Below are 1,651 nucleotides of genomic sequence, written 5' to 3'. Positions count from 1 at the left end.
GCGTTGGCGTTTGATATATTCGCGAATTTTGGTGAGTAGGAAAAAAGTGATTAAATTCGCTTGATCTTGGTTGAGGTAATCGAGTTCGATGATGGTGGGATATTTTAATAGATCGGCAATTGTCGGACTACTCCGTTCGGTATTGAGCATGGCACCTACACCTCGGCGCAAGAGGCTACCGATGCGGACTTCTAGGGCGGTTTTGAGATTGGATTTTACTTCACCTGCATAGTCTTTGGTATCGAATAGAGCCGAGATCTTCTCATACAAATCCCGCATCGTCGGAATTGACAGATGGGCGGGGGTGCCTTCTTCGTCGCCAGTCCAAGATCGATCGTAATAAATCTCTTCTAATGCCTCGGAAAGCAAGGCTGGTAGCGGCCCAGATAGAGAAATTCCCCCACGAAATGAGGCTTCGAGATTGGAAATATGCTCGTAAAAGGGCACGCCTGCGGAGACTTCAAAAGGATTGAACCGAAAAGGTGAAACTAAGTCATTGCCTAATGTATAGACTCTAAGTTCTTGGGTAAGTCGCTGAAGTTTAATCAGTTGCTCGTTAGTAAATCTACTGGGATCTGGTTGAATCGCTAGCAAAGATCGATATTCAGTTTTGGCTGGCTCGAAGACTAGAAAGGGAATATCTTGACACCATAACTGAGTCAGCAGATTAAACGCTGTAGTTGTCTTACCGCTCCCAGGAACGCCACAAATAAAAGCGTGTTTATTCAGTTGTTCTAGCTCAATTTGGATGGTACGATCGGGTCTGGCGAGTTCGTGTCCGCCAAAGTCAATCCATCGCTTATCTGCACCCAAACTGGGTAAATCGTTTTCCTGCTTGATACCGATTACGGGGGCATTACCAGGAACGACGATGCGGAATAAACCGACGATTTCATTTAATGTGGCATAGCGATGCAAAGGTTTAAGATCGGCAACTCGGACGCTCCCTTTGCCCGTAATGCCATCGCCACCAAATTCAGCTTCGCCGAGTCCTTTGTCCCATTCTTCCCAGTGGGTAGCTGTAGATATTTGTCCCTGTTGGGTAGCGGCGAGGCTGACAGCAAAACTGGGATGGTCTTTAGTTAGCATAATCGTCCGATAGCGGCTGTTTTTGGTGCCACTGAGCATCAGGGTGCCCAAGACACTCCGAACGGCTAGTTCGTCGATGCCGATCGCTTTGAAGCTATAACGATAGAGGCTTTCCGTTAGATAAGTGGTTTGATATTTTTCGTAGATGCGGGAGACAAGTTGGGCATTGCGATCTCCATCTTTATTACTACTCAACCCAGAGCCGCTGCTGGCTTGCTTGAGCTGGGAGAGCATTTGATCGAGGGCGTTAATCCAACCAGATTTTTCTTTGATGGTGGTGGTGTCTGGTTCGATCTTGATTTCAAGGACGAGGGGGCTGTTGAAACTGTGAATGGCTTCGCAAACAACGACCATATCGTTGTTATCGTCGGCTTCGAGTTGCAGGGGGAGGTAGTAGTTGGGCAGTCCTTTTTTGTACCTGTCGAGGCTATCTTTAGCGGGAGCATCCCAAAAATGTACTGAGTATAAATACTCAAAGACAGAAGGGCAAAAAAGTTAGAAAATAGGAGCCAACAAACACATCGCAAACTGAATAATGACACCACAAGAACGGCAAGAACTA

At 46.8% G+C, this 1,651-nt stretch carries 1 protein-coding gene; it reads right to left on the bottom strand.

Annotated elements, in window-relative coordinates; genetic code table 11:
• On the bottom strand, nt 1-1,443 hold a 1,443-nt coding region (locus tag RMO27_RS07680; protein WP_309731045.1), incomplete at its 3' end, for a helicase HerA domain-containing protein.
• Nucleotides 1,444-1,651 lie beyond the last annotated feature (208 nt).

Source organism: Chamaesiphon sp. OTE_75_metabat_556 (genome assembly GCF_031378165.1).
GTDB lineage: Bacteria > Cyanobacteriota > Cyanobacteriia > Cyanobacteriales > Chamaesiphonaceae > Chamaesiphon.
This window is presented reverse-complemented; position numbering and strand designations above follow the sequence as displayed.